2 protein-coding genes are annotated in these 6506 nt (G+C 74.9%); both read right to left on the reverse strand.

The features are described from left to right. Positions 1-223: 223 nt before the first annotated feature. Positions 224-1879 (reverse strand): AMP-binding protein, encoded by a 1656-nt coding sequence (locus IE318_RS22230; protein WP_308438587.1) that lies wholly within the window; start codon positions 1877-1879, stop codon positions 224-226. Then, on the reverse strand, positions 1876-6506 hold a 4631-nt coding region (locus IE318_RS22235), incomplete at its 5' end, for an SDR family NAD(P)-dependent oxidoreductase (RefSeq protein WP_229903670.1). The genes IE318_RS22235 and IE318_RS22230, both read right to left, overlap by 4 nt.

Here is a 6506-nt window from a genome sequence, read left to right on the forward strand (position 1 = left end):
GCTGTGGGGGTGGACGGGCGACGGGGTCGGTCGCGAGGGGGCCCGAGGGTGGGTGAGGGGGTCGAGGGCGAGTGTGGTGAATCGGGTGGGTTGATGGGGGTGGGCCGGGCGCAGATCAGGGGTCGTCGGGGCGGATTCAGGGGTCGATAGGGGTGATCGACGACCGCCGAAGGGATCGGGCCGGGGGGCCGAGCGGGAGGCGGCCGGGATCAGGTGGCAGGGATCAGGCGCCCGCGTCCAGGCGGGCCATCAGGTCCCGGCGGTCGGTCTTGCCGTTGGGGGTCAGCGGCAGGCCGGGCAGCAGGTGCATCCGCCGCGGCACCATGTACGCGGGCAGCGTCTGCTTGCAGAAGCGGGTGAGCGAGCCCGCCTCGGGGGCGGCGCCCCGGGCGGGCACCACGAACGCGTTCAGCTCGAGGTCGTCCCCGTCGAGGGGCCGTACGACGACGGCGGCGGCGTCCACACCGGGGAACTCCAGCAGGCGCCGCTCGATCTCGCCGAGTTCGACCCGGTTGCCGCGGATCTTCACCTGGAGGTCGGCCCGCCCGGCGAAGTACAGCTCGCCGTGCTCCCCCCGGCAGGCCAGGTCTCCGGACTTGTACACGAGCTGCCCGGACTCGGGGCACAGCGGGTCGGGCACCAGGGCCGCCCGGGTCGCCTCCGGGTCGTCCCAGTAGCCGTTGAACAGCGACGGGCCGCGCAGATGGATCTCGCCGACCACGCCGGGCTCGGTCACCGGCCGGCCGTCGTCGTCGATCAGCAGCATCTCCGCGCCGGGGTAGGCGAAGCCGATGGAGAGCCGGTCGGTGCCCTCCGGCAGGGGATCGGGCACATCGGTGAGCGAGAACGCCATCGTCTCGGTCGGACCGAAGCAGTTCACCACCCGCAGACCGGGCAGCAGTTCCTGCAGGCGGCGCAGCTCGGGAACCGGGAACGCCTCGCCGGAGAACAGCACGCCGCGCACCTGCCCGGCCAGGGCCGCGAGCCCGTCGGCCTCGTGCCGCAGCACCGACCGCCAGATCGAGGGAACCCCGTCGACCTGGGTGGCGCCGGTCTCGGTGAGGAACCTCAGCAGCCTGCGCGGCCAGTGCAGCAGCTCGCGCGGCACGGGCAGCAGCAGCGCCCCGCTGCCCAGCGCCAGCCCGATGTCCAGCAGCGCGAAGTCGAACTGGAGCGGCGACGTGGTCGCCACCCGGTCCCCGGGGCCGACGATGCCGCGCGCCAGCATGCCCCGGTAGAAGGAGAGCACGCCCCGGTGGCTCATCACCACGCCCTTGGGCCGCCCCGTGGTGCCCGAGGTGAAGATCATGTAGGCCGGGTCGGTGGTGACCGCCTCGTGGCGCAGCCGGGTCCGGGGCGCGGGGGCGCGCTCCACGGTGACCCCCGCCGGGCCGAAGCGCGCCGTGCCGGTCCCCTCGGGTATCCCCTCGCGCCGCCCCTGCACGGTCTGCACGTGCAGCGCGGGCCGCGCCGAGTCGATGACGGCGTGCAGCCGGGGGTCGGGTACCTCGGGGCTGACCGGGATGAAGGTCAGCCCGAGCGTGGAGCAGGCGAGCAGCATCGCCACCGCCGAGGCCGAGTTGTCCGACTCCAGGATCACCCGGTCGCCGATGTCCAGCCCGAGCCCGTCCAGGGTCACGGCGTAGTCGTGGACCCTGCGCTCCAGCTGCCGGTACGTCAGGATGCGGAACCCGCCGTCCCCGTCGTCCTCCAGGACGGCCGGGGACTCGGGTGCGGTCCGGGCGGACGCCAGCATGAACTCGTGGATGCGCTGGGCGGGTTGTACGGGGGCCGGCCGGGCGGCGGCGTGCCCGGCGGCCGTGCCGATCCCCCGGTCGGCGCCTGTCTCGATACGTCCCATGCTCGTGTCGATGCTCACGAGAGTTCCACCTCTGCTCGGGGGGCCGTGCGGCCCGTCAGCCAGTCGTCGACCACCGGAGCCGTGGTGTCCACGTGCTGCTCGACGATCGTGAAGTGGGTGCCGGGCACGGTGACCACGGTGTCCGCGCCCTCCCAGTCGGCCTGCCAGTCGCTGTCCGGGGCGACGGACTCGTCGTCCCCGAGACGGAAGAGGTCACCGGCCCGTACGAACAGCACCGGGGCCTCGGTGTCCTCCTGCCGGTACTGGGGCAGCAGTTCCACGTACCGGCCCATCGCGGACAGCTCGGCGCTGCTGAACGCGCCCAGGGTGGCCGCCTTGTCCTCCACCGCGAACGCCATCTGGTTGAAGATCGCGTCGTTCGCCGGGCCCATCCGGTAGGTGTCCATCAGGACCAGACCGGCCGGCCGCACCCCGTGCACCCGCTCCAGCCGGGCCACCGTGGCGTGCGCCAGCAGACCGCCCGAGGAGAAGCCGAGCAGTGCGAACGGCCGGCCCTCGGCGGCCTCCAGCACGGCCGCCGCCAGGACGTCCACGGCCGCCTCGAAGGACTCCGGCAGCGCCTCGCCCCGCCCGAAGCCGGGCGTGGGGAGCCCCAGCACCGGGACCGACAGCCGGGCCGCGAGCCGGGCGTGCTGGTGCACGCCGCCCGCCACGGTGGGCGTACTCAGGCAGATCAGCCGCAGCCCCGCACCGTCCTCGCCGCCTTCGTCGCCCCGGCTGCCGTCGTTGCCTCGGCCGCCCCGGCTGCCGTTGTTGTCTCGGCCGCCTTCGGCGCCCTGGCCGCGTCGCCCGTACGACACCGCCTGGGGCAGGACGTCGAGGTCGGCGGCCGAGGAGAACGCCGGCCGCAGCGCGGCGACCGACCGCAGCATGGCGAGGCCCGGCTGGAGGTTCCCGGACATGATCGCGTCCAGGAACAGCCCGTACAGCGTGTCGCCCAGCGCGTCGCCCAGTGGGCCGTCCGCCCGGCCGGACCCCTCGGGCCCGGCCGCGGGCCGCTCGCCGTCCGGCTCCTGGGCCGCGTCCCGCAGGCGGGCCGCGACGAGCCGGGCGAACTCCAGCGGGTTGCCGCTGTCGAACACCACCATCGCCGGCAGGGTCAGACCGGTCGCCGCGTTCATCCGGTTGCGCAGCTCCACCGCCGTCAGCGAGTCGAACCCGCACTCCAGGAAGCCCTCCTGCGGATCCAGCGCGCCGGGGTCGCCGTATCCCAGCACCTCGGCGGCGCTCGCCAGCACCTCCTGGAGCACGGCCTGCTCCCGCTCCGCCTCGCCGAGCCCGCGCACCCGGGCGCGCAGCGCCCCGGCCTCGGCGGGCCCGGTGGCGGCGGCGGTGCGCCGCCGTGCGGCGGGCGCCAGGCCCCTCAGCAGCGCGGGCACCTCGTCGGTACGGGCGCGCAGCGCGGCCGGATCCACCCGCAGCGGCACCAGCGACGCCGCCTCGGACGCCACCGCCGTGTCGAAGAGCCACAGGCCCTCCTCCTCGGACAGCGCCGGGGTACCGGTGCGCCTCATGCGCTGAAGGTCCGTCTCGCTCAGCCACTGGCTCAGCCCCGTCGCCGTGTCCCACAGGCCGAACGCCATGGACGTGGCGGGCAGGCCGAGCGCACGCCGGTGCTGCGCCAGCGCGTCCAGGAACACGTTGGCCGCCGCGTAGTTGCCCTGACCGGCCGCCATCACCAGGCCGCCCGCCGAGGAGAACAGCGCGAACGCCGTCAGGCCGAGGTCCTTCGTCAGCTCGTGCAGATGCCAGGCCGCGTCCGCCTTCGCGGCGAGCACCGTGTCCACCTGCTCCGGGGTGAGCGCGCCCACCAGCCCGTTGTGCGCGACACCGGCGGCGTGCACCACACCGCGCAGCGGATGCCCGGCGCCGACACCGGCGATCAGCGCGGCCACCGCGTCCCGGTCGGAGACGTCGCAGGCGACGATGTCCACCTGTGCGCCGAGCCCGGCCAGTTCGTCCCGCAGCCCCGCCGCACCCGGGGCGTCCGGGCCACGGCGGCTGGTCAGCAGCAGGTGCCGTACGCCGTGCTCGGCGACCAGGCGCCGGGCCACCAGGGCGCCCAGGCCACCGGTGCCGCCGGTGACCAGCACCGTGCCCTCCGGGTCCCACGGCGCGTCCCCGCCGGCCGCCGCCGACCGGACCAGCCTCGGCGCCAGCACCGTCTCGCCGCGGACCGCCAGCTCAGGCTTACCGGAAGCGACGGCGGCCGCGATCGCGCGCGGCGACACCTCGTCCCCGGGGTCGCCCGCGACGTCCAGCAGCACGAACCGGCCGGGGTTCTCCGCCTGCGCCGCCCGCACCAGACCCCACACGGGGGCCTGCCGTACGTCGACGTCCTCGCCGTCCTTCACCGCCATCGCGTTGCGCGTCACCAGCACCAGGCGGGAGGCGGCGAACCGCTCGTCGGCGAGCCACCGCTGCACGGCGGCCAGCGCCGCACCGACGGCGCCCCGGACGCCGTGCAGGACGTCGTCCTCGGGCCCGCCGGACGCGGCCTCGGAGACGGCGTCGGAGGCGGACCGGCTCCCGCTCACCGGCAGCAGCACGCTGTCCGGCACCTCCGGCACCCCCGGCGTCTCGGTCCCGAGAGCCTCCAGTCCGGTCGCCACCGGCGTGCCCGGCACCCGAAGGCCCGGCCCGGCGATCGCCCACGGCCCCGGCGCAGCACCTGCCGCGACCGGCTGCCATTCCACGGCCAGCAGCGCGTCACGGAACCCGCCACCGCCCAACTGCTCGGGCGCGACCGGCCGCAGCGTCAGCGCGCCCACCGTCGCCACGGGCGCTCCCGCCGCGTCGGCCAGGTCGAGCCGGACCGCGTTGCGCTGCCCCTCGGCCGGCGACAGCCGCACCCGCACCGCCGAGGCCCCCTCGGCGTGCAGCCGCACCCGCGCCCAGTTGAACGGCAGCAACGCCTGCCCCTGGTCCTCGTCGGCGCCCAGGCCACCGAAGCCCAGCACGTGCATCGAGGCGTCGAGCAGCGCCGGGTGCAGCCCGTACTCGGCCGCCTCCGCCCGCGCCCGCTCCGGCAGCGCGACCTCCGCGAACAGCTCGTCGCCGCGCCGCCAGGCCGCCGTCACGCCCTGGAACACCGGGCCGTAGTCGAACCCGCGGGCCGCCAGCACGCCGTACAGACCCTCCGCGTCCAGCGGCTCGGCCCCGGCGGGCGGCCACTGGGCGAGGCCGGCGGGGGCGTCGGCCGTACCGGCGCCCAGCACACCGTCCGCGTGCCGCGTCCACGGCTCGTCGGGCCGCTGCTCGGGCCGCGAGTACACCCGTACGGTCCGCCGCGCCCGCTCGTCCGGCTCGCCCACCACGACCTGGACGGCGACACCGCCGCGCTCGGGCAGCACCAGCGGCGCCTGGAGCATCAGCTCCTCCAGCACCGGGCAGCCGACCCGGTCGCCCGCCTGCACGGCCAGCTCGACGAACCCGGTACCGGGCAGCAGGATCCCGCCGTGCACGGCGTGGTCGGCGAGCCACGGCTGACCCTCGACCGACAGCCGCGCGGTGAAGGTCACCGCCTCGGAGTCCGGCGCGGGCACCACCGCGGCGAGCAGCGGATGCGTCATCGCCAGCTGACCCACGGCGGTCGCGTCCCCGGTGGGCCGGGCCGGCTCCACCCAGTAGCGCCTGCGCTGGAAGGCGTACGTCGGCAGATCCACGCGGCGGGCGCCGGTGCCCTCGAAGTAGGCGCTCCAGTCGACCCGTACGCCGGAGACATGGAGCCCGGTGAATGCGGTGACCATGGCTTCGGCCTCGGGGCGGTCCTTGCGCAGGACCGGGGCCACGACCGTCTCGTCCGAGGCGAGGGTCTGCTGGGCGAGAGCGGCGAGGACGCCGTCGGGGCCCAGCTCCACGAACGTACGGACACCGGACTCCTCGGCCGTACGTACGGCGTCGGAGAAGCGGACGGCGGCACGGACCTGACCGACCCAGTACTCGGGGGACTGCCAGTCGGTGGCGGTCTCGCCGGTGACCGTGGAGATGGTGGTCATCCTCGGCGCGTTGTACGTCAATTCCGATGCCACGGCGCGGAAGTCGGCCAGCATCGGTTCCATCAGCGGGCTGTGGAAGGCGTGCGACACCGACAGGCGGCTCGTCTTACGACCGAGCGCTGTGAAGTGCTCGCCGATCGTGAGGACTTGGTCCTCGCTGCCGGAGACCACCACGGACGTGGGCCCGTTGATCGCTGCGATGGACACGTCGTCGGTGAGCAGCAGCAGGACTTCGTCTTCCGAGGCCTGCACGGCGACCATCGCACCACCCTCGGGCAACGCCTGCATCAACCGACCCCGGGCCGCGACCAGCCGGGCCGCGTCCACCAGGGACAGCACCCCGGCCACGTGAGCTGCGGCCAGCTCGCCGATGGAGTGACCGACGAGTACGTCAGGCCGTATCCCCCACGCTTCGACAAGGCGGAACAGGGCCACCTCGATGGCGAACAGCGCGGGCTGGGCGTATCCCGTGGCGTTGAGGGCATCGGCGTCCTCGCCCCACATCACCTCACGCAAGGGCCGATCCAGATGCCGGTCCAGCTCGGCCGTCACGCTGTCCAGGGCCTCGGCGAACACGGGGAAGGCGTCGTACAACCCACGCCCCATCCCCAACCGCTGAGCCCCCT

Origin of the sequence: Streptomyces spiralis (assembly GCF_014654675.1) — a bacterium.
In the GTDB taxonomy this organism is placed as follows: domain Bacteria; phylum Actinomycetota; class Actinomycetes; order Streptomycetales; family Streptomycetaceae; genus Streptomyces; species Streptomyces spiralis.